At 46.8% G+C, this 22,475-nt stretch carries 19 protein-coding genes; 14 read left to right on the top strand and 5 right to left on the bottom strand.

Annotation, left to right across the window (positions count from 1 at the left end):
- Position 1 precedes the first annotated feature (1 nt).
- On the top strand, positions 2-328 hold the full coding sequence (gene nirD, locus ACVA6Q_RS13760) for a nitrite reductase small subunit NirD (protein WP_353496661.1): 327 nt from the start codon (positions 2-4) through the stop codon (positions 326-328).
- Positions 329-357: 29 nt separating this feature from the next.
- Here the strand turns inward: nirD and ACVA6Q_RS13755 are convergent, their stop codons facing one another.
- The gene (locus ACVA6Q_RS13755) at positions 358-615 is read right to left on the bottom strand and encodes a hypothetical protein (RefSeq protein WP_353496660.1); all 258 of its coding nucleotides are present in this window, start codon (positions 613-615) and stop codon (positions 358-360) included.
- Positions 616-854: 239 nt separating this feature from the next.
- Between ACVA6Q_RS13755 and ACVA6Q_RS13750 the strand changes: the two genes are divergently transcribed.
- The 4 genes from ACVA6Q_RS13750 to udp all read left to right on the top strand — a co-directional run bounded on the left by ACVA6Q_RS13750 (position 855) and on the right by udp (position 6,207).
- Positions 855-1,271, top strand: a complete 417-nt coding sequence (locus ACVA6Q_RS13750; RefSeq protein ID WP_353496659.1) for a CBS domain-containing protein — start codon at positions 855-857, stop codon at positions 1,269-1,271.
- Positions 1,272-1,347: 76 nt separating this feature from the next.
- Positions 1,348-2,811 (top strand): MATE family efflux transporter, encoded by a 1,464-nt coding sequence (locus ACVA6Q_RS13745; protein ID WP_353496658.1) that lies wholly within the window; start codon positions 1,348-1,350, stop codon positions 2,809-2,811.
- A 69-nt stretch (positions 2,812-2,880) separates the two neighbouring features.
- Positions 2,881-5,208, top strand: coding sequence for a zinc/cadmium/mercury/lead-transporting ATPase (locus ACVA6Q_RS13740; protein WP_446647877.1), 2,328 nt, complete (start codon positions 2,881-2,883; stop codon positions 5,206-5,208).
- A 237-nt stretch (positions 5,209-5,445) separates the two neighbouring features.
- Positions 5,446-6,207 carry a uridine phosphorylase gene (udp, locus tag ACVA6Q_RS13735; protein WP_446647876.1) on the top strand — a complete coding sequence of 254 codons (762 nt, stop codon included), beginning with the start codon at positions 5,446-5,448 and terminating at the stop codon, positions 6,205-6,207.
- A 153-nt stretch (positions 6,208-6,360) separates the two neighbouring features.
- On the opposite strand, the gene ACVA6Q_RS13730 is transcribed toward udp, so the two are convergent.
- Positions 6,361-7,881, bottom strand: a complete 1,521-nt coding sequence (locus ACVA6Q_RS13730) for a diaminopimelate decarboxylase family protein (RefSeq protein ID WP_353496655.1) — start codon at positions 7,879-7,881, stop codon at positions 6,361-6,363.
- A gap of 678 nt (positions 7,882-8,559) precedes the next feature.
- Between ACVA6Q_RS13730 and ACVA6Q_RS13725 the strand changes: the two genes are divergently transcribed.
- From ACVA6Q_RS13725 to ACVA6Q_RS13715, 3 genes are all read left to right on the top strand, one after another.
- Positions 8,560-9,495, top strand: a complete 936-nt coding sequence (locus tag ACVA6Q_RS13725; RefSeq protein ID WP_353496654.1) for a bifunctional enoyl-CoA hydratase/phosphate acetyltransferase — start codon at positions 8,560-8,562, stop codon at positions 9,493-9,495.
- A gap of 37 nt (positions 9,496-9,532) precedes the next feature.
- Positions 9,533-10,597, top strand: coding sequence for a butyrate kinase (gene buk / locus ACVA6Q_RS13720; RefSeq protein WP_446647902.1), 1,065 nt, complete (start codon positions 9,533-9,535; stop codon positions 10,595-10,597).
- Positions 10,598-10,694: 97 nt separating this feature from the next.
- On the top strand, positions 10,695-12,071 hold the full coding sequence (locus ACVA6Q_RS13715; RefSeq protein WP_446647875.1) for an aldehyde dehydrogenase: 1,377 nt from the start codon (positions 10,695-10,697) through the stop codon (positions 12,069-12,071).
- A gap of 217 nt (positions 12,072-12,288) precedes the next feature.
- Here the strand turns inward: ACVA6Q_RS13715 and ACVA6Q_RS13710 are convergent, their stop codons facing one another.
- Positions 12,289-13,170, bottom strand: a complete 882-nt coding sequence (locus ACVA6Q_RS13710) for a LysR family transcriptional regulator (RefSeq protein WP_446647874.1) — start codon at positions 13,168-13,170, stop codon at positions 12,289-12,291.
- A gap of 351 nt (positions 13,171-13,521) precedes the next feature.
- Between ACVA6Q_RS13710 and ACVA6Q_RS13705 the strand changes: the two genes are divergently transcribed.
- Complete coding sequence (locus ACVA6Q_RS13705) at positions 13,522-14,766, top strand: MFS transporter (RefSeq protein WP_446647873.1); 1,245 nt, start codon at positions 13,522-13,524, stop codon at positions 14,764-14,766.
- A 66-nt stretch (positions 14,767-14,832) separates the two neighbouring features.
- On the opposite strand, the gene ACVA6Q_RS13700 is transcribed toward ACVA6Q_RS13705, so the two are convergent.
- Together ACVA6Q_RS13700 and ACVA6Q_RS13695 are read right to left on the bottom strand one after the other, a co-directional pair.
- On the bottom strand, positions 14,833-16,005 hold the full coding sequence (locus ACVA6Q_RS13700) for a DUF1887 family protein (RefSeq protein ID WP_353496649.1): 1,173 nt from the start codon (positions 16,003-16,005) through the stop codon (positions 14,833-14,835).
- A gap of 182 nt (positions 16,006-16,187) precedes the next feature.
- Positions 16,188-18,179: a methyl-accepting chemotaxis protein gene (locus ACVA6Q_RS13695; protein WP_353496648.1), complete on the bottom strand. Its 1,992-nt coding sequence runs from the start codon at positions 18,177-18,179 to the stop codon at positions 16,188-16,190.
- A gap of 400 nt (positions 18,180-18,579) precedes the next feature.
- Here ACVA6Q_RS13695 and hinT point away from each other — a divergent pair, with 400 nt between their 5' ends.
- The 5 genes from hinT (at position 18,580) to ACVA6Q_RS13670 (ending at position 22,365) form a co-directional block, all read left to right on the top strand.
- The gene (gene hinT, locus ACVA6Q_RS13690) at positions 18,580-18,930 is read left to right on the top strand and encodes a purine nucleoside phosphoramidase (protein WP_353496647.1); all 351 of its coding nucleotides are present in this window, start codon (positions 18,580-18,582) and stop codon (positions 18,928-18,930) included.
- Positions 18,931-19,075: 145 nt separating this feature from the next.
- Complete coding sequence (locus ACVA6Q_RS13685; RefSeq protein WP_353496646.1) at positions 19,076-20,476, top strand: COG3014 family protein; 1,401 nt, start codon at positions 19,076-19,078, stop codon at positions 20,474-20,476.
- On the top strand, positions 20,476-20,868 hold the full coding sequence (locus ACVA6Q_RS13680) for a YcfL family protein (protein WP_446647872.1): 393 nt from the start codon (positions 20,476-20,478) through the stop codon (positions 20,866-20,868). Before ACVA6Q_RS13685 ends, ACVA6Q_RS13680 begins: the two co-directional genes overlap by 1 nt.
- Before the next feature lie 41 nt (positions 20,869-20,909).
- The gene (gene lpoB, locus ACVA6Q_RS13675; RefSeq protein ID WP_042476725.1) at positions 20,910-21,500 is read left to right on the top strand and encodes a penicillin-binding protein activator LpoB; all 591 of its coding nucleotides are present in this window, start codon (positions 20,910-20,912) and stop codon (positions 21,498-21,500) included.
- 22 nt (positions 21,501-21,522) lie between these two features.
- Positions 21,523-22,365, top strand: coding sequence for a phosphotransferase (locus ACVA6Q_RS13670; RefSeq protein WP_446647871.1), 843 nt, complete (start codon positions 21,523-21,525; stop codon positions 22,363-22,365).
- The last annotated feature ends 110 nt before the right edge of the window (positions 22,366-22,475 follow it).

Here is a 22,475-nt window from a genome sequence, read left to right as displayed (position 1 = left end):
TATGTGGAATAAGATTTGTGATGTTGCTGATTTGACGCCATACCAAGGGCGCGGCGCATTGGTCGGGGAAACTCAACTTGCTCTGTTTTATTTACCGGAAACGGAACAGGCGGTGTATGCCATTGATAATTGGGATCCTTTGGGTGAGGCATTTGTGCTAAGTCGTGGGATTGTGGGAGACATAGGTGGCAGAGATTGCGTTGCTTCCCCATTGTACAAGCAGCATTTCGATTTAACCTCTGGTGAGTGTGTCGAAGACCCTAATATCTCGGTGAAAACGTGGCCTGTCGAAATACGTGGTGAGGAAGTCTGGGTGATGTCAGCGTAACTTACGCTTTGCTTATAATGAGGGTGAGATTATTTCACTCTCATAAGCTGGTGAGTGGTTTCACCGAGCTCAACAACGAGTACTTGCGAACGCTTCATTGTCTCGACCTTGTCGAGCATAGTTTTCGGGTAGCCGCGGCTTTTCATCCAAGATAACGGGCTTGAAAACTGATCCTCATTGACCACAAAGGATTGGTCTTTAAGAAACGATTCTGAGATGTGAACCACCCAAATACGTGAGCGAAATTCAACAGCATCGGATAAAGATTGAAGCAGCTTTTTGAACATGATGGCGCCAGTAACGGAAAATCTAATTCACGGGATTGTTACAAAATTCTTATCGATAAGATAGGCAAAATCGAAAAAACCGTCTTACGCTTAAAAATATCAATGCAGTGGAATCAAGGAGTTTCCGCTGTAATAGGAATTCACTATCGATAGTATCGATAAGTCCCATTTCTACCTTGTGACGGATTGCACCAAAATGAACGTACAAGGTTTGATTATCGGGAAGTAAGGAGAGTGCTATGGAGTCGCTAAAAGTAAAAGATTATATGACGCAAAGAACGGTCACGTTCACGGAAGACATGTCGCTCAGTGCAGCACTCGACAAAGTGATGCAATCGACCCATTTAGGCGGGCCTGTTATTGATGAAAGAGAGCAGGTGATTGGTTTTATTTCTGAGCAAGACTTGCTCGAGAAGTTAGTAAAAGTGAGTTATCACTGTCAGGACACGCACACGGTAGGGGACTGTATGTACCGTGAGGTATTGTCTGTCGCTCCGGATACCTCCATTATCGAACTGGCTGATATGATGAAAGTGGGTAAGCCGAAAATGTATCCTGTTATCGATAACGGTCGTTTGGTCGGTGTGATTACCCGTCGTGATGTGCTTCGTGCTATTGGTAAAACCATTGAAGCATGCTTCAAACATCCAGTATAAACTAGCTATTATTCGAAACGGGCGCTGCGGCGCCCTTTGTTGTTTGTAGAGCGTCTGTAGACAGAAAGGGAATTCAATGGCTGAACAATCTGCCAAGTTTGTTGAAGGATCAACGATGCGCCACATTTTGGTGATGTCTGGAACATCGACTGTGGGCATCATGGCGATTTTCATTGTCGACTTACTCGACATGCTGTTTATCAGTATGCTCGGACAAGCAGAACTCGCCGCCGCGGTGGGCTTTGCGGGCACTCTCACTTTCTTTGCTACGTCGGTCAGTATCGGTACATCCATTGCAATGGGTGCATTGATGTCCAAGGCCATTGGCGCTAAGAACATCAGCTATGCGCGAGAAATTGGCAGTAGTGTCTTAGTGATTTCCTTCGTTATTAGTGCCTTGGTGACCGCGCTGATGTGCGCGTACATACCGGAGCTTCTCACTGCCATTGGGGCGGAAGGTCGAGCGCATGAGCGTGCAGAAGCCTACTTGTGGATTTTGCTTCCTAGTACTCCACTCATTGCCCTTGGGATGGCGAGTGGCGCTGGGCTTCGTGCCGCTGGTGATGCAAAGCGTTCGATGTGGGCAACGCTCGCGGGTGGTATTGTTAATGCCATACTCGACCCGTTGTTTATCTTCGGCTTCAACTGGAATGTAGAGGGAGCCGCGGCGGCTTCTGTAGTGGCTCGATTTGCTGTGTTCTATTTCTCATTTATGCCGCTCATCAAAGTACACCAGCTGCTTTCTAGACCAACCTTTGATTCCGTGAAGCGCGATACTAAGGTCATGCTAGCCATTGCTCTACCTGCGATTGTCACTAATACCGCGACGCCAATTGGTAATGCTATTGTTACCACGGCGATCGCTCAATATGGTGAAGATTATGTGGCTGGTTTTGCGGTTATTGGCCGTATTATTCCAGTGTGTTTTGCGTTTATTTTTGCGTTGTCTGGGGCGGTTGGCCCTATTGTCGGTCAAAACTTTGGTGCTGCACGAATTGATAGGGTTGAAGAGACATTAAAGAACTCGTTAATTGTCACTACGTTCTACACGCTGGTGGTTTGCTTGTTGCTCTATTTAGTTCAAGACCCGTTAATAGCGGTGTTTTCATTGACCGGCGATGCGGCGCATGTTGTTGCGGCGTTTGCTACCTATGTGGCGATCACCTTCGTGTTTAATGGCGTGCTGTTTGTTGCCAATACATCATTTAATAATCTTGGGAAGCCGCTTTACTCGACAGCGCTCAATTTGGGAAAAGCGACCGCCGGTACCTTGCCATTTGTCTACTTTGGCTCACTGTGGTTTGGCGCCTTGGGGGTTTTGTATGGTCAAGCCGTAGGCAACATTGTGTTTGGTGTTCTTGGTTACATTGTGCTGCGTTTCCATATTGCCGAGCTTCATAAAACTGGAGAGTGCACACAAACCAAAGACCCAAGTATCGTTAGTGTCAACTCACAGCCTTTCTGCTCCCATGATCCTGTGATGATCGAAGAAGTATCAAAAATCGACAAGCAGCTCGAATCACCAACACTTTCTGGTTAATTTGTTCTTGACCTTGGAGCTAGCTCCAAGGTTTACACTTGGGATCAAGGATATGAAAAGGAGAGTCCCATGTGTAACAAACATAAAGCGTGCAGTACGCAAAAAATCAATGCTATTCGTCCTGTAAGTGACGCTTGTGATGCAGCCAAAATCACCCAAGTTTCCACTATCGCTGCGAGTCCGGATGAAGGCTGCCAGTCTGGCGACAGTTGCTGCAGCGCGGAACCTGAAGAGCCTGCTGCCTCCAGTGGCCAACCCTCAACCGAATCCACTGGACTGCTAAAGTCCTGGAAAGTCGCCGGCATGGATTGCCCCGCTTGTGCGCGAAAAGTGGAAACTGCAACCAGTCGAATCCAAGGCGTTGTTAATTCAAAAGTGATGTTTGCTACCGAAAAATTGGTGGTGAGAGTCAATGATGCCGCGCTATTTTCACAAGTCGAAGCCGCTGTTGCCGATGCCGGATTTACCCTCAATGCATTAGATGGCAGCACGGTTAATAACAACGGTGACGCTGAGCTGACAGGCTGGAAAAAGACTTTTAAAGACAACGCACATATCCTTGCGATATCCACAGGTATGGTTATCGCCGCTGCCTTTAAAGGGACTTATCCTGTTATCAGTGAGTGGCTTTTTATTCTGACTTGTATCCTTGGTCTTATGCCTATTGGCGCCAAAGCTATTAAGCTTGCTAAATCGGGTACGCCTTTTGCCATTGAAACTCTGATGAGTGTGGCGGCGATTGGTGCACTTTATCTCGGTGAAACGGTTGAAGCGGCGATGGTGCTGTTGCTGTTTTTGATTGGCGAGCGCCTTGAAGCGTTCGCTGCTTCACGAGCAAGAAGCGGCGTTCAAGCGCTAATGTCGCTAGTACCAGAAGAAGCCACGGTCATTGTTGATAACACTCGTCAAAAGAAAAGTGCCGCTTTGCTCGAGCCTGGCGATATTATTGAAGTCGCGCCGGGCGATAGAATGCCCGCTGATGGTGAACTTCTCAGTGCCAATGCAAGCTTTGATGAAAGTGCACTTACCGGTGAATCTGTTCCCGTTGAACGTATGGTTGGTGACACGGTCATGGCAGGTGCAGTGTTGGCTGATAAAGTCGTGCGCCTAAAAGTGACATCAAAGCAAGGTGAGAACGCGATTGATCGCATCTTACACCTTATTGAAGAAGCCGAGTCACGCCGAGCGCCGATCGAGCGTTTTCTCGATAAATTTAGCCGCTGGTATACCCCGCTTATGATGTTAGTGTCTTTGCTGGTTATTATTACGCCGCCACTTCTGTTTGCTCAGCCTTGGGAAACCTGGGTCTATCGAGGCCTTGCGCTGTTATTGATTGCTTGTCCTTGTGCTCTCGTTATTTCTACACCAGCCGCGATTACTTCTGGGCTAGCTGCGGCGACAAGACGTGGTGCACTCATTAAAGGCGGGGCGGCGCTTGAGCAGCTTGGCAACATTGAATCCGTTGCGTTTGATAAAACGGGCACCCTAACGCTAGGCAAACCGCAAGTGACGGATGTGATTGTCAGTGGTTCATTGTCTGAAGACGAGCTACTATCAGCCGCAGCGTCTATTGAGCAGGGTTCTAACCATCCACTCGCAACCTCGTTAGTGCGCTATGTAGAAAGTAAAGGTGTGTCGATTTTGCCTGCCTCAGAGCAAAAAGCGCTGGTTGGTGTGGGTGTTGAAGGCATGTTAGAAGATGTGAAGTGGATACTTTCTGCCCCCTCCAAGCTTGAGGTGTCAATTTCTAGCGAAGCTCTAGAGCGAATTGCAGCACTTGAGGATCAAGGTAAAACCGTCGTGGTAGCACTTTGTGAAACCGAGCAGGGGATGGCGCTGCAGGGTCTGATTGCGTGGCAAGATGAAATTAGGCCAGATACTGCTGAGGCAGTGGCAAAACTGTCCAAACTTGGTATCCGAACTATCATGCTGACCGGGGATAATGAACGCAGCGCCGCATCCATCGCTTCTCCTCTTGGGATGGATTATAAAGCGCGATTGTTGCCTGCGGACAAAGTGAGTTATGTGAATGAACTGGCAAGCCAGCATCGAGTGGCGATGGTGGGAGATGGTATTAATGACGCTCCGGCAATGAAAGCGGCCAATATTGGGGTTGCGATGGGAGGCGGTACTGATGTCGCGCTTGAAACCGCCGATGCAGCTCTGACCCACAACCGTTTAACTGAGCTACCAGCGATGATCGAACTCTCACGTGCAACGCTCAACAACATCAAACAGAACGTCGCCCTTGCGCTTGGTCTCAAAGGGGTGTTTCTTGTCACGAGCTTGCTGGGTATTACTGGGCTTTGGGTCGCCGTACTAGCCGATAGTGGCGCGACGGCGATTGTGACCTTGAATGCGCTAAGACTGCTTCGTCATAAATCCTCGTTGGATTAGTCTCGACTAGTATGGCGATAGCCGCTCAGGGACTTAACGTTTATGAGCGGCTTTTTTGTGAGCTGAAAAACTGAATTTGTGCAATATCAGAGCAAATTCGACAATAAAGTGTGATGCAAACCGATTTAATGTGAAATGTTGTGTCTGTTGCATTAAATAAGTGTGATCTGTGTACGTTTATTGGTGGCGCTATCTTATAAGCTTAAACCCATACCCAAGAGACAAAAGGAGTCCCCCATGTCCCAAGCTGTTTTCCATCTCGGAGTAAATAAAGAAGATCTACAAGGCGCAACACTTGCCATTATTCCAGGTGACCCAGCTCGAGTTCAGAAGATCGCTGAGTTGATGGACGAGCCAGAGTTTTTGGCAAGCCAACGTGAATACACTGTGTACCGTGCAAAATTAGACGGCAAGCCAGTGGTGGTTTGTTCGACTGGTATCGGTGGTCCGTCAACCTCTATCGCTGTAGAAGAGCTAGCGCAACTTGGCGTGCGTACCTTCTTGCGTGTTGGTACCACAGGTGCGATTCAATCACATGTGAATGTGGGCGATATGATTGTGACCACAGGCTCTGTTCGCCTTGATGGTGCAAGCCTACACTTCGCGCCAATGGAGTTCCCAGCGGTTGCGGATTTCGATGTAGCAACGGCAATGAAAGAAGCTGCGATTGAAGCAGGTGCAACAGTGCACACTGGTGTGACAGCATCGAGCGATACTTTCTATCCAGGACAGGAGCGCTACGATACGTTCTCTGGTCGTGTGGTACGTCGTTTCCAAGGTTCTATGGAAGAGTGGCAACAAATGGGTGTGCTTAACTTTGAAATGGAATCAGCCACGCTACTAACAATGTGTGCAAGTTCAGGTCTACGAGCTGGCTGTGTTGCGGGCGTTATCATCAACCGTACACAGAAAGAGACACCGGATCACGATACGTTGAAACAAGCAGAGACGCGTTCTATTCGCGTTGTTGTGGAAGCGGCGCGCAAGCTACTTGATTAACGGTTATCGCGGTTAGAAAGTGAGATTATAGAAAAGCGGAGCAGGAAACTGCTCCGCTTTTTTGTTACTTGTCTATTGGTGACATTATCTGGGCAACAGATACGAAAAAGCCTCTCAATTGAGAGGCTTTTGTCCGTCCAGAAGACTTAAGAATTAAGCTTTACGCTGCTTCTCAAGTTCTGCTTTTGCTTTTTTGAAACGCTCAGGAAGGATTTGCGTAGCAAATACGTCTTCAACCGTTTCAGCGCGCTTGATTAGTTCAGCTTCACCGTCTTTAACTAGTACAGTTGCAGGACGTGGTAGAGAGTTGAACTGGCTCGCTTGAGATTCTGCGTAGTGACCTACATCCATGATAGCTAGAACGTCTTTTGGCTCTAGAGCTGGCATGCGTGCACCGCTTTCCCAGATAGATGGGATACAGATTGGACCCGCTACTTCAGTCGTCTTCTCTTGAAGAGGCTGAGTCATCTTGTTAGCCGGTAGAACTGGGTTCTTAGACTCTTGAGACTCAACTAGCGTTGCTAGGTAAGTAGATGCGTCAACCATTGTGTAGGTGTAGTCCATCTCTTGGTCATCTTTCACTACGTATACAGATGTTAGTAGTGTACCGATGTTACCCGCGATGTAACGACCAGGTTCTAGCCATAGTTGTGGGATCTCGAAGCCTTCTTTGTTGAATTCTTCTAGCATGCCTTTACATACGATAGCAGCGTAGTCTTCGATTGTGTTGCGGTTCATCATGTGTTCAACGCTACGACACTCTGGCTCACGCTCACGTGGCCAACCGCCGCCAAGGTCGATTTGGAATGGCTGAACGCCACACTCACGAGAGATCTCGATAACGTTGCGTGCGTACTCACGGTATAGCGCATCCCAACCTTCAGGCTGCTTAGAGAAACGACCTAGGTGAGTGTGGAAACCGTAGAATTCGAATGCATCGATTTCTTTAACGCGGTTAACGATTTTCTTCGCTTCTTCTTTTAGCAGACCGAACTTGATCCACTTCATCGCGCCGATGAAGTTAGGGAATGGGTATGCATCTGGTTCGAAGTCGTTGAAGAAATCTTCTGGGATAACTTTCAGACGTACAGCAATGCGTACTTTTTCTTTTGGCTTAACTTCTGCCGCAATACGCTCTACGATTTCAATTTCTTCGTAAGAGTCTAGGTGGATTGCGTAGCCGTACTCAATTGCTTTACGGATAGCTAGCTCAGGCTTAACGGTACCGTTTAGTGCGATAGTTTTTGGATCCGCACCTGCGATGTGAGTTGCTTCAACTTCACCAGGACCGAAACAGTCGCCACCAACGCCTTCTTCGTTACAGATAGCGCGAACAGCGTAGTTAGTGTTTGATTTGATTGCGAACATTACGTTCACAGGCTTAGGCCAGTTTGAACCGAATGCATTCTTAACGCGACGTAGGTTGCCACGTAGAGTGTCTTCGCTCAGTACGAATAGCGGGCTGCCGTATTGTTCAATTAGATCAGTTGCTTTGCAGCCACCGATGTATAGGTCATCACCTTTAGTGCTTAGTTCATCTGTTGGAGTAAGCAGGTTTTGTAGGCGTTCAGCGTAGTTTTGGCTCGCTTTGTGCTCAGCAAGAAGTTGCTTTTGCTCTTCAAGTACAGTGTTTAGGTTATTTACACTTTCTTCTAGGCGATTTTGGATTGTCATCGTCGACCCTTACTTAATAGTAGTCAATGGTGTATCTACTTTGTGATTCAGAAACTTAAACTTCTCAATCACGTTGATTAGCTGAGGCAAGTATAGGGTATGGTCATGAATCGGGGCACTTCACTCAGCGTCAAAAAAACTTACTCTAGCGTTACTGCTACACTTTACAAATGTGCCATTAACATTCATTCGCTGAATGAGTGGTTTGAGCATAGGCAACTCGATGGCCTTTAATCGTAAATAGCGAATAGATAATTGCTGTGAATTTATCGCTGATATTCGCAGTGTTACTCAACTTTATATAGGTAACTTACCTAGTATAAAGGGTGTGTTACCTAAGCTCTGCCTTGTTACGTTTTGCCTTTCTCTTGTCAAATTGACAGCCAAATCTAAGCAAATTTGTGATCACGATCTGCTCCCATAGCTACTGGTGATATGAATGCTTATGAATCATTCATGGTCAAATAGTTGTTACCGTAAATCGGTCAAAAAAACTGACACTGAGTGACGTTAATTCCGATAATACCTACGATAAATTCAACCCATCCTTTCACGAGGGTCCAACAAAATAATTCGCTTCTATTGCTCCACAATGACGAATTGTTTTTAGAGATAAGTGTTTATCGATAATAGAAAGAGGGCGAGTGGCTCTCTTCTTAAATAAAAGGTATCGCCCCTATGTACAATAAAGACTTCTTTATTCAGCAAGCTAAAAAGTTCGGTAAGAAGCAACGCATGGTTGTTGCAGCGGCGCACGATGATGCAACGCTAGACGCAGCAAACAACGCATTCCAAGAAGGAATGGCTGACGTGATTCTTGTTGGTGAGCGTGCGCTAATCAACGAAGCAGCAGCAAAAGCGAACGTTGATCTAGCGAACTTCGACATTATCGAAGCTGATGGTCTAGAAGCAATCGCTACTGCAGCGGTATCTGCAATCGCAGAAGGTAAAGGCGACCTACTAATGAAGGGTCTAATCGACACTTCAGTTCTACTAAAAGAAGTGCTTAAGAAAGAGCACGGTCTACGTACTGGTAACGTTCTTAGCCACGCAGGCGTTCTATTTAAAGAAGGCGGCGACAGCTTCCACGTATTCACTGACGCAGCAATGAACATCATGCCAACGCTTGAGCAAAAAGCGGGCATCATCAAGAACGCAGTGAGCCTTGCACACTCTGTAGGCATCCAAGAGCCTAAAGTAGCTAACCTGTGTGCGAAAGAGAAGCCATACGACAAAATGCCAGCGACTATGGACGCGGCAGAGCTTCAAAAAATGAACCAAAACGGTGAAATCGAAGGTTGTATCGTTTCTGGTCCTATCTCTCTAGATATCGCGGTATCTCAGTACGCTGCAAACCTTAAAGGTTACGAGTCTCCAGTAGCGGGCAACGCAGATATCCTAATGGTTCCAAACATCGAAGTAGGCAACGTATTTGCTAAAGCACTTCAGTACATGGCTGGTTTCAGCATGGCGGGTGTTCTACTTGGTGCACGTATTCCTGTTGTTCTAGTTTCTCGCGCTGACGGCGAAGCTGAGAAGACAGTATCTATCGCGCTTGCATGTTCTGTCGCGGCGATGAGCCAGCAGAAAGAAGCAGCAGACGCGTCTGCTTAATTATAACTAGCAATAACTTAAATTAGGTTTATAAGTGATGAAAATTCTAGCTATCAACCCAGGCTCTACGTCTACAAAAATCGGTCTTTTCGAAGGTACAACTGAACTGTTCGAAAAAACTCTACGTCACAGCGCTGAAGAGCTAGCGCCATTCGGTGCAGTTGTTGCAAACCAAAAAGAATTCCGTAAAGAAGCAATTCTAGCGGCTCTAGAAGAAGCGGGCGTTAAAGCTTCTGAGCTAAACGCTGTTGCTTGTCGCGGTGGTGTTCTTAAGCCAATCGCTGGCGGTACTTACAAAGTTGACGATGCAGTAATCGCAGACCTTCTAGAAGCGCAAATCCAGCACCCAGCTAGCCTTGCAGGCATCATTGGTAAAGAGATCGCTGATGAGAACGGCATCGAAGCATTCTTCACTGACGCTCCAGTAACTTACGAGCTATCTGAGCTGGCGTCTTTCTCTGGTCACAAAGCTATCAAGCGTAAGGGTCGTTTCCACGCTCTTAACCAAAAAGCTATCGCGCGTAAATTCGCTGAAGACCAAGGTAAGAAGTACGAAGACGTTAACGTTATCGTTTGTCACATGGGTGGCGGTATCACTGTAGGTGCTCACATGGGCGGCCAAACTGTTGACGTAAACGACGCAGTATCTGAAGGTCCATTCACTCCAGAGCGTTCTGGTGACCTACCAACTCGCGAGCTAATCGACATCTGCTTCAGCGGTGAGTACACGCACGCTGAGATGAAAGCATTCATCCAAGGTAAAGGCGGCGCATTCAGCTACACAGGTAGCATCGACATGCGTGAAATCGAAGAGAAAGCGGAAGCTGGCGACGCTGAGTTCAAACTAGTGACTGACGCTATGGCTTACCAAGTTTCTAAGCAGATCGCTGCTATGGGCGCGGTATTCGGCGGTGAAAAGGTTGACGGTATCCTACTAACTGGTGGTATCGCATACAGCAAGTACATCACAGCTGAAATCACTAAGCGTGTAGAGTTCATCGCTCCTGTAACTAAGTTCCCAGGTGAAGTTGAGCTAGAAGCACTAGTACTAGGTACGCTACGCGTAGTGAACGGCGAAGAAGCTGCTCAAACTTACGCTTAATTAATAGCGACGCTTAATTGAATAAAGATTAGGAGCAGGTTTAATCCTGCTCTTTAAAAGTGGCTTGCCACTGAATACTTTACAGAAGGTAATTATAATGTCATTCGATATCAACAACGCACAAGGCGTTTTCGAAACTGTTGAAGCTGCAATCGAAGCAACTCATAAAGCACAAGTAGAATACTACGCAAACTCTACTAAAGAAGGCCGTGAAGCTATCCTTACTGCTATCCGTGGTGCAGTTCTAGCTAAAGCTGAAGACTTCGCGAAAATGGTTCGTGAAGAAACGAAACTAGGTCGCGTTGAAGACAAGATCGCTAAGCACCAGCTAACGGCTGCTAAAACTCCTGGTACTGAAGTTCTAGAAACTAAAGTATGGTCTGGCGACAACGGTATCTCTCTAGAAGAGCGCGCACCTTACGGTGTTATCGGTGCTGTTACTCCTGTAACTAACCCAACTGAAACTATCGTTAACAACGCTATCTCTATGCTAGCGTCTGGTAACGCGGTAACGTTCAACGTTCACCCATCTTCTAAAGTGGTTTCTGCGATGATGATCGACATGATCAACAAAACTGTCGTTGAAGCAGGCGGCCCAGCTAACCTAGTTACTATGGTTAAAGAGCCTACTCTAGAAACTCTTAACCAAATCGCTAAGTCGCCACTAGTTAACATGCTAGTAGGTACTGGTGGTCCTGGTCTAGTGAAAGCAATCCTACAATCTGGTAAGAAAGGTGTAGGCGCTGGCGCTGGTAACCCACCTGTCATCGTTGACGCATCTGCTAACCTAGACCTAGCTGCGGCTGGCGTTTACGGCGGTGCATCTTTCGATAACAACCTACTATGTATCGGTGAGAAAGAAGTTTTCGTTGAAGATGCAGTCGCTGACGAGTTCCTAGCTAAGCTAGAAGCAACGGGCGCTTACGTTCTTTCTGCAGAAGAAGCTGAGAAGCTAACTGCACAAATCCTAACTATGGACGAAATCGACGGTGCTAAGCCATGTACTGCGCAAGAAATTGCTCGCGTATGGCACCCAGTTAAGCAACACGTTGGTCAAGACGCAGGTGAAATCCTTAAGTCTATCGGTGTTGAATCAGAGACTCGTCTAGCGGTTATGGTTGTTGAGAACGATCACCCACTAGTACACGTAGAGCAAATGATGCCAGTACTTCCAGTTGTTCGTTGTGCGAACATCGACGAAGCTATCGAGCGCGCAGTAGCTGCTGAACGTGGTAACAAGCACTCTGCATGTATCTACTCTGGTAACATCGAGAACGTAACTAAGTTCGGTCGTGCTATCAACACAACTATCTTCGCTCACAACGGTCCAACACTATCTGGTGTAGGTTACAACGCTGAAGGTACTTCAACGTTCACAATCGCAGGTCCAACTGGCGAAGGTATCACAAACGCGTACTCGTTCACTCGCGCACGTCGTTTCGCAATCGCTCAAGGCGGTCTGCGTATCGTTTAATCGGTTGTTTGACTGATTGACGTGAAAAAGCCGAAGCTGTTGCTTCGGCTTTTTGTTTTTTTAAGAGCTCCCCCTTATAAAGGGGGAGAACCACTGCTCGTTACTCGCGTAACATTGCACTAATTATAAGGCGATGCGTAGCGAGCTTATGGTTCCTCCCCTTAATAAGGGGAGGCTAGGAGGGGTAAATATGCAGAATCCAAAGAAACCACAACCCCTAAAACAAATCGTAAATCCCTTCCTCAATTCCATCGATCAGCGCCTGACGCGTCTCAACCGTATGGTCATTCGGTCTAGACATCTCGCCAAAGCTCTCGTAGTACATTCCATTTGGGTGCTTGAGTACCACAAGATGCTCCTTGCGTAGTTCTTGTTTGACTAAACTCTCAGGAATAATGCCCCAGCCGAGGTTATCAACCACGGCCTCTAGTACTTCTTGATAGTTAGAAAAGCTCATCGTACTACTAGAAATCGGGCGGAAATCTTGGTGAATTTCGTCGAAAAGGTGAGAGAGTACAATTTGACGATAGGCGGTGATGTCTGTGCTGGTCACATTAGATAGCTTAGCCAAATCATGTTGTGGTGAGCAGACGGCCATCATACGAATACGGTGTAGAGCGCGAACTTTGATCGCTGGGTCGTCACCTGAACTAAACACAAGCCCGTAGCCAAGATCAACGTGGTTTTCTTTAACGAGCGTTGGAATATCTGCACTGGATGATTTTATTGCAGTGAGCGATATGTGAGGAAACTCATCAGACAGTGCCACTAACTGACGACGCCAAAACGTCGATGGAAGTGTGTCATCGTAGGCAATACGGATTTTGTCGCTGTCGCCTTGGCGGAACTGTTCTGCTTTTGAGTACAAGCTCTCAGCCATATTGAGAATATTCCGACAGTCTGGCAGTAAGGCTGCACCTGCATCATTCAGAACTAGGCGATTACGAGTTCGTTCAAACAGTTCTACGCCAAGCTCATCCTCTAAGCTCGAGAGAGCCATACTCAAAGATGTGCGGGTTTTGCCCATAATATTGGCAACTTTGGTTAGCGAGCCATGTTCGGCAGTCAGTGCAAACACTCGCAATTTTGTAAGGTTCATAGGGGGAGCTCCCACCAAAAGAATTAGCGTGTGAATGAGTCGCTAATGAGTTTATTGTTATGATGCGTAGAGTATAGCATTTGTGACGCTCAGTGAAGCGTTATGTTGACAGTGGGGGAGGTAGCACTATTACTGGCTAATGGAGACCTTGCTATGATTGCGGCCTTTAAATGCCTGCCACAATGAGCGCGCTAGAGTAACAGATAAGCACACAAAACGTGTACTAGTATGTTACTTATTATCGTTGATTATGGAGGCTATGATGAAAGTGGGTAAAAGAAGGATTCTTTTTGCCGTACTGTTCCTTTATTCCTACAACCCTATGGATATTTTCCTAAAGAGGTCTGCAACATGTTGAAAAAGCTTGGCTTAGAAGGCTGGTTCTCAGCGCACTTTGCTTACGGTATCGTACAAATCGTTTTTATTCCTATGATGGTGCCATCGTTCATCCTTGCTCGCACTGGCAGCGCAACGGACGCTGGCTTGGCAATGGGTCTATTTGGTCTGGCTGGCCTTTTTGCTCCAGTTATTGGCATGCTAGCAGACAAATATAAGGCACACCGTCTTGCTCAGCTTTTCGGTATGGTGTCTTACTTACTGGCTGGCGCATGTTTCCTTACTGCGGGTAGCAACTTTTCTATGATGGCGGTAGGCTCGGTCTTCTTTGGTACAGGCTCTGCGATTCTTCTTATGCTAAACCCAGTGTTTATCACTTTTGCTGGCTACGATGCAAAGACCGAAGCGTCTAAGCTTGGTCGCATGGCTCAGGTTCTTATTATCGGTTCGTTGCTATCTGGCATTGCACTCGCGTACGTGACAGATCTTGGCTGGTCATACGAAATGCGCTTTATAGCAATGATGGCGATCGTTGCAGTGCTCGCGGTTATCACTATGCTAACAAATAAGAAGCCAGCGCAGCGTATTCTTGATAACGCGGAAGCTATGGCAGCTGCCGCTGCAGAAGATGATGCACCAAAAGTTGGCTTTGTTAAGGTTATCTTCTCTAACTTTGGTCTATTCTTGTTGGCGGTTGGCCTACTGTGTGCGGGTCAAGGTGCATTCCAAGCACAATATCCGAACTTACTAGAGAATGGCTATGGTGTGTCTCAGTCTCTGTCTGCTGCAAACCTTTCGGTAGCATCAATTCTTGGCTTAGTGATTCTGGTTGCCGCGGAAAAATTCGTTGCGCGCTTTGGTAACCTAAGCCTATTTAAGCTATCTGCAGTTGCATCAATCGTGGTGATTGCTATTGCTTATGTGATTGCAGAAGCGGGTATGTCTCTGCACTACATCATTCCTCTAGCGCTATTCCTTGTTTACTTGCAAGGTATTACGGTAACGGACATGATTTCTCCAGCGATTGCTGCACGTCTGACGTTTGTTGGCGGCGGTTTGACTCAAGGTCTGATGATGTTCTTTATCTCGCTTGGCTTTGGTTTTGGTAGTGTGATCAGTGGTATTGCCGTTGATGGTTACGGCTGGGCAGCACTACCATTTGCTATCCTTGGTCTAACGATTGCCGCATACGTGTGTGTGGTTATCGTTGGCATGAAGCATAAAGCTGCAGTAAAGCGTGAACAAATCAAATCTGCTTAATTCAGATTTAGATAGCAAAAAGGCTTGGCGCTGTGCCAAGCCTTTTTTGTATGAGCTAGTTGGAAATTAGCTCAGACGCGCACGCTCATCAATACCGCCAGCGCCTTGGAACCAGATAGTGAGGTGGTGTTTGAGATCTTTGAGTTCATCAGGGCCGATAAGTGCCAGTCCCAGATCTTCTGCGCGAGTAATGTCGTTGTGACGAAGGGGTCTAAAGCTTACTAGCATCGCTCGTGCCTGCAGGCCACCTAGGAGGTCGCGCAGTGACTCTAACTTGTAGAGCGTGTCGTCACCGTCATCCCGCATGCCTTTGGTTTTACACTCGATAATGTGCAGCTTGTTGTTCACCACAGAAGCGACATCCAACTCGTTACGCACTTCACGCTCTCCGAGCTGACGATACACCTGTACATTGAGCGAGTGATCTTGAATGGTCGGCAAGTCATCACGGATTTGCTTCACTGTGCTATGAACTAAGTTCTCTAGCCATTCACCGTTTGAGAAACGTCGAGCGTCTTCACTGATAAACGTCAGTACCCCGTTGTCGTAGTTGGCGATTTGAGATTCGACTAGGTCGCTGATTAGCATGTTCAGTTCGCGGTAGCCTTGCTGCTTCTCAGACAAGGCGACATCAAGTTTCTGCTCTTTACGGCATGTAGTCGCAAGGTAGTTTAACGTCGCAAGGCCAGGGCCAAGCTCTAGGGCGTTACTTGCCCATTTCTCGCCAAGTTGGTACAGCTTCTTATCTAACTGTGGTGGTAGGTCGTAGTCCGTGAACTCGCCTCTCGCGCCAAAGATGGTTAGATAGTCGCCAATAGTAATGTGGTCTTGCACCTGGGCATCCTGTGCGCCTTCTGGGTACAACCAGCACATCTTGTCACTGTTTGGCTCAACTACAAAAATAGGCCAGTGGAAGGTGCGGAACACTTCATAGACGGACAGCAGTCTGTGCCTTAAACCACAACTTGCATTGAGCTTGACCTCAAGGTTTTTCTCTTTGAGTGTATTGGCGAGCGTTAGAATGGATTGCTTGATGGCTGAAGTGTTGACGATATTGGGAATTTCAAAAAACTCAGAGGTGATTTCTCGCTCACCAAGTACGGCACTCAGGCGCTCATACATATCAAACTGGGATTCGTCACCGATAAAAATGATATGACGACTGACGGTGCGGTCATCGAGTAATGGAGTGACCAGGCGAATCGGGTCTTGGTCAATGATGCCTACATGAACGGCCATAGTGTTTCCTTCAACATTTGGCTTACCGAAGAAAATGGAAGACGACGCAACGCAGCCCTGCGCTAGGTCTTTAAAAAGTAAAGCAAGCCATACTCAAGATATAATGGCGTTAGGTTTAAAAAACAAGAGCGAGACTCTAGGAATCTCGCTCTTGATGAATTATTTACGCTTTATTGACGAAGTTAAAGCTTAAATCGATGTACCAGTTCGCCTTGTTGGTTAGCAAGGCTAGTTAAGCTTTGGCTGGTCGCGGCAATTTGCGACATGGCTTGGTAACTGTCATCTGCGATGTGATTGATTTCTTCAATGTTTTTTGCGATGTCAGCGGTTGTCTCACTCTGCTCTGCAGCGGCTTGAGAGATGTGAGTACTCATTTGGCTGATTTCAATAATGAGCGCCTGAATCTCTTCCATCGCGCCATTAGCACTTGAAGCTTGCTCAACGGACAGCTCCATATCTTTCATGCAGCTTTCAATCACTGAGCCAGCACTCTTTGAGCTAGACTGTAAGTTACTGATCATGGTTTCAATTTCTGTGGTTGATTCCGTGGTCTTTTGTGCCAACACTCGAACTTCGTCCGCAACGACTGCGAAGCCTCGACCTTGATCACCTGCACGTGCCGCTTCAATCGCTGCGTTGAGGGCGAGCAGGTTGGTTTGTTCTGCAATATTGCGGATTACATCAAGAATACTACCAATTTGACTACTCATGCGTTGCAGCTCACCCACCGCTTCAACCGATTCATTGAGACGAGTCTCAAGCTGGTTGATCGTGCTGATGTTGGTGCTCATGATCTGACGACCAGATTCAGATGCAGACTCTACGGCATGCACTTTCTCTAGAGAGCTTTGCGCGCTGTTCGCCACTTCCTGTACCGAATGGGACATTTCCGTCATTGCCGTAGCAACGTTAGCCGTTTGCTCACGTTGAGCGCTCAACTGTTGCTGGGCACTGGCTGATGTCGATTGGTTGCTGCTTGCGGTATCCGTTAGGTTGTCCGAAGCATCGTTAAGCTTGACCAGAACGTTGTGTAAGCTGTCCGCGAGGGTATTGATGTGATTCCCTAGGCGGCGGAACTCGTTGTTGTATTTCACTTCGATACGCTGAGTCATGTCGCCTTCAGTTAGGCTCTCCAGCGTCTTAAGCGTGCTGTTGAGTGGTTGGCGGACACTTTGTGCAATGTGATAGCCAATACCAACCGCAATCAATGTTACAACAAAACCGATACCGACGGCTTTGATGACGCCTTCGTTGTAAATGTCACCGGCATGAGCCAATGATGAATTGAGGTTACTGGTAGCAATGTCATTGAAGCCATTAAGTGTTCCCATGGCATCGTCAACCACGACGGCTAGACTTTCAATGTTCTGGTATAAGGCATCTTTAGCAATAAGGTAGTTGTTGTGTTGGTCAAGTACCCCACCTTTGCGGCCGACATCCTGCGTAAATTGAGCTACCGACTCAGAAAAAGCGTCTTTTAGCTCTGGCATCTGAGTGACTAGGCCATTGAACGCGTAGTTTAAGTGGCTTACTGCCTTACGGTTTTTGTTTACGGCTTGCTGTACAAATTCTGTATCACTGCTAGCAAGCGCATCGGATGTAATGATTTCAGCATCCTTAAGTTTAATGAAGTAGCTCTTCGCCATCACTTTCACCGAGATGCTCGATGAATCATCCACATAATCTTTCATACCAACGGATAAGTCAGCGTGAAGTTTTTGGAAGCGACGAGTCGATTGCTGAACTTGCTCTTGCGCGGCAAACATGGACTGGTAGTTGTCCATTGCTGTTTGCGCTTCCTGGTCATAACGCGTTTGCACGTCACGCAATTCGGTAATAGCCGTTTCAAGCTCTGGGATACCTTGGCTGACTTCAGAAAGCTGAGTAAGCGCCTCGCCAAATTTCTGCATCGATACCGTAAACTCTTCACGGCGAATGGTCATGCGCTCTTCATTTTGCGTAGTGAGAAAGTCTTTGAATGACTTGTCAGCGGATAGCAACTGCACACTGGTTTGGTTAGACATGGACACCAGGGGTAACGATGTGTTCGATACCGAACCAAAGTTTTGGTGAATTTGATTCATGCCGTTAAGCATGATGGCAATAGTGATGACGAATAGTACGACGATCAGCGTAAAGCCGGCATACATTCTTCTGATGACAGAACCCTGCATTTATCTCTCCCTATAAAGTGCAGCAATACAAAAACGATACAAAAATACTCTGGACGCTTGCCACCAACCTGTCGCACAATCTGCGTGCAAACAAAAACATAAGCTGGTGCTATGTCTCTCTATCGTTAGAAATAGCAAAAACTGAAATATATCTAATAAACAGTGCTACGTTTTATGACGCACTCATCAAAAACACAACAAAAGTGATAGTTTTGTGAAGAAGTGTTAGCTCAGTCTTCGAGAGAAAGAGTCGACACGTTGAAGATTTGAACAATAATAAAAACAAGTAGCTAGTTGGGTTTGCTTTCAATTGTGATCCCTAAGCCCATGGTGCATACTTTCTTTTATTATTAAGTGTATTCACTCACACACGTATCCTATCTGGTAATTGGAGACCTTCATGGCTGAAGAAACCATTTTTAGCAAAATTATTCGTAAAGAAATCCCAGCTGATGTTTTGTATCAAGATGACTTAGTGACGGCGTTTCGCGATATTAATCCTCGTGCGCCAAGCCATATCCTTATCATTCCAAACAAATTGATCCCAACAGTGAATGATGTTGAGGCTGATGACGAAGCAATGATGGGTCGTATGTTTACTGTCGCGAAAAAGCTTGCAAAAGAAGAAGGCATTGCTGATGACGGGTACCGTCTGATCATGAACTGCAACGCTTATGGTGGACAAGAGGTTTATCATATTCATATGCACCTTGTGGGCGGTCGTCCACTTGGGCCACTATTAGTCGGCTAAAACGTCATAGGTAGCAAGTTAACCAAGTTGTTATCCTAACTGTTGCGTACGAATGAAGCTGTGGCCAATATCGGCCGAGTTGCAACCATATTGGCGTTTAGCGGTCATAGTTTCACAAACAAATGAGTCATGTTATTCAAAATTTATGTTAAGACGTTGCGTTAAACATACGGCAACGGTCGCGCTTACAGCGACCTTGACCGCTTGTGCCGGGCTTTCCGCCGGCAATCTATTTAGTCACTATACTCAGCAAAATACGATTGTTTACCAGTCGGTAAAAACAGGTCAGTACGATAAGGCCTTGTCGGCATTGCCAGCTGAGCCTGTAGCGGGCGGAATTTTGGATAACTTTGAACGCGGTAGAGTGGAATTTTTGAACCGCGACTACCCGCAAAGTAAGTCCGCGCTGGAATTAAGTGATAAAGCGGTGCGTGTGCAGCAGGATAAAGCGTTGATCTCGATTACTGACACAGCAACCAGTGTCGGTGCGTTGGCGATCAACGACAACATTACCGAGTATACCCCGCCTGACTATGAGCTGGGCTTTCTACACTTGTACCTTGGACTTAACTACGTTGAAAGCAATGATCTTGAAGGCGCGTTGGTCGAAGTAAGACGCGCAAATCGAGTTCAAGAGCGTGCTCGTCAAGCAAGAGAAAAAGATCTCCAATCGGCGGAGCAGCAGCTCAAGCAGCAAGGTCTATCACCAAACTTGGGATCAGTACTGTCACGCTACCCTGATGCAGGTAACAAGCTCAAGGCAGTTCAAAACGGCTATCTACTGTACCTATCGGGTCTTCTGTATGAAGCGTCGAATGACTTAAATGGTGCTTATATTGATTACACGCGTGCTTTAGCCGTTGCACCTGAAAATGAAGCGGTTATTGAATCCGCGATTCGCGTGGCGAAACGCTCTAGCCGTAATCAAGATTTGGCTAAACTGAAAAAACAATATGGCGATCGCTCTGGGCCAAAACAAGGTCAGGGTAGGGTGATTGTGCTGGAAGAACAAGGGGTTGTCTCGGCGATGCAGGCTTGGAACCTGACTTTGCCTATCTATGACAGTCGTGGCAATACCGCTCTGTATACTGTCGCCTTGCCTTATTATGTACCCAATGTTCCGCCAAAACTGTCGCCTCTGGTGTTAGACAGTAAATCGATGAAGAGCGATGAGCTGGTTGATGTAAACTTGATGGCGCAGCAGCAGCTTTCTGAGAACATGCCTTCAATTTTGTTAAGACAAGCGCTGCGTGTGTATGCAAAAGATCAGATTCGTAAAAGCTCGACGGGTGATGAAGACAACGTGGGTAATTTGCTGTTCAACGTGTGGAATACTTTGACTGAACAACCGGATACCCGCAGTTGGCAAACATTACCGGGGCGAGTAAACGCGGCGAGTAGCATAGTGAATGCGGGTGAGCATACACTCACAGTGGATGGTCAGGACTATACTTTTGAAGTAAGAGATCGCCAAACAGCCTTGGTTTGGATTTCGAGGCAAGGTGGTAATGCCACTATTTGGCACAAGCAACTAGGAAGATTGTAATGAAAAAGTGGTTAGTAGTAATTGGGGTGTTGCTCTCAATTGTTGGCTGTAGCTCAAGCAAAACAGCCGGTATTAAAATTGAGGGACAGACTCAGACGGTGCTTTATGGAGATGAAAAAATGGGAGATAAGTTCTCCATTGACGACATCTCTACTGTTGACACAAATGGTCACCCTAGAGCGGTGGTTAAGCTATCGAATAAGACCTCTGTCGATCAAACGGTTCAATATCGTTTTTATTGGTATGACGAGCAAGGCCTAGAGGTCAATACAAAACAGGCGCCGTGGCGTAGAGCCATTTTACGCGGTGATGAAACCATTACCCTCTCTGAGGTGTCTGTTAATCCAAATGGTAAAGAATTCCGTGTGCAGTTGCGCGGAGCTGATGATTAATTTCCACGAGTTGGAAATGTAAGCAAGACTAAGGAAACAAAATGAAAAAGAGTATTATTGCTTTGTTGGGTTTAGCTGTCATTCTTGGCGGTTGTTCAAATAAAGTCAGCTATGGCGATGCACAGGCAACTGAAACAACGACCATCGATTTCGGTTCGACTGATCTGCAAAAAATTGCAGGGGATATGGTTGATAGCATGTTGATGTCGGGCTCTGTAGCGGCAATCACTCGCGACAGCCGTCCAATCGTGTTTGTTGAGCGCATTAAGAATAAAACCACAGAGCACATTGATACTGAGTCGATTACTGACACAATCAGTACCAAGATGCTTAACTCAGGCAAATTCCGTTTCGTGGATATGGATCGCGTAGAGTCTGTGCGTGAGCAGCTCAACTTCCAAAATAACGACGAGCTTGTGAACCAAAGCACTGCGATTCAATTTGGTCAAATGGTGGGCGCACAGTACATGCTTTACGGCAACTTGAGCAGCATCGTTAAAGAGGCGGGCAGTGACAAAGACGTCTACTACAAAATGACGATGCGTCTTATGGATCTAGAAACTGGCCTGATTGAGTGGGCTGACGAGACCGAGATTCGTAAACAAGAGTCTCGCTCGGTATTGGGTCTGTAATGCCGATATTACAGAGTTAATGATGCAGCCATGGAAGCAAGCGCTGCAATCAGCGCCCAATCTTGCGGCCATCCCCTCTCTGATTAATGAAGTGCCCCTCGGGGCACTTCCTCTTTCTGGAGGGCTAACCAATCGTTGTTGGCGCGTTCTTACATCGAATTATGGTTGGTTAGTCTGGCGAGCGGGTAGTGAGCATTGCCAAGTATTCGATATTGATCGCCGCAATGAAGCCAATGCGTTATTGAGCGTTGAAGGGTATCTTTCAGTCAATCGTGTTGTGGCGCAGGGTGAGCAGGGGCTGTTGGTCACTTGGTGCGAAGGGAAACCTATTTCGGCAGATCATCCGGCCGATGCTTTATTGAGTGAGTTAGCCAAGATCCACGAGATCAAACCGTCCTTATCAATACGTAATTTTGATCTCACCGCCAAACTCGACCATTACTGGGCGCATATTCACGATAATGTCTTAAAACGGCGTTATAAGTCACTGTATGAGAAATACCGCCAGTTACCCAAGCTTCATTGCAAAGACAACGTGCTTTGCCATTTCGATTTTGGTCACCACAACATACTAAGCGCCAAAGATCAGCTTGTGGTGATAGATTGGGAATATGCGGCGATGGCTTCCCCTACGCTCGATTTAGTCCTGACGTTGGATATGTTGGGGCTAGATTACCAGACGGGACTTAATCTTTATCAGCAATATCGTTATATCGACAATGCCGCTGAGTGGCTAGATGATATGCGCAGTTGGCAGCCTCACTCTGAAATTATGGCCATGCTTTGGTATGTACTCGCCGCAGAGCAATGGGAAAATCCAGAGTTTTTAGTTGCTGCTGAGCAAATTTATCAGCGAAATTGTTGAATGGATCACTGTTTATCAGTTCCATCATCGTAAAACGCGTTTAACCCCTTTGAAGTTATGGCTTTCATGTTAGATTTAAGGAAAGCGTACCATTACAGGAATGATCGAGA

Source organism: Vibrio sp. DNB22_10_4 (assembly GCF_052879755.1).
This window is presented reverse-complemented; position numbering and strand designations above follow the sequence as displayed.